General features: G+C 42.0%; 1 pseudogene. It reads right to left on the reverse strand.

Annotated features, from left to right (window positions below):
- Window positions 1-58: 58 nt before the first annotated feature.
- Window positions 59-312: pseudogene (locus tag ABT58_RS23200) on the reverse strand (methyl-accepting chemotaxis protein); the annotation flags it as partial.

Below are 312 nucleotides of genomic sequence, written 5' to 3' on the forward strand. Positions count from 1 at the left end.
AATTATTATGCTTCAACCTTTATTGTCGTTTCCGCAGGCAAAAAATGGCCAAATCGGCTTAATTCTTACGCGAAAGTGAAAACTGATTGATAAGTGACTCCAAATGTTCAGAAAGTTGCTCAAGATTCATACTGATTTCACGCGTTTGAGCCGCCGACTTAGAGGTGTCATTCGCATGCTCAGTGATGATCTCAACTTTACGTTGTACGTCTTGGCTGATTTCCGTTGTGTTACTGGTTTGACGTTGAATACTTTCCGCGTGGTGTAACGCTTGTTGCATCTCAGAAACAACGTCAGACATAGCAACAGACA

Origin of the sequence: Photobacterium aphoticum, from assembly GCF_001029435.1 — a bacterium.
GTDB classification, from domain to species: domain Bacteria; phylum Pseudomonadota; class Gammaproteobacteria; order Enterobacterales; family Vibrionaceae; genus Photobacterium; species Photobacterium aphoticum.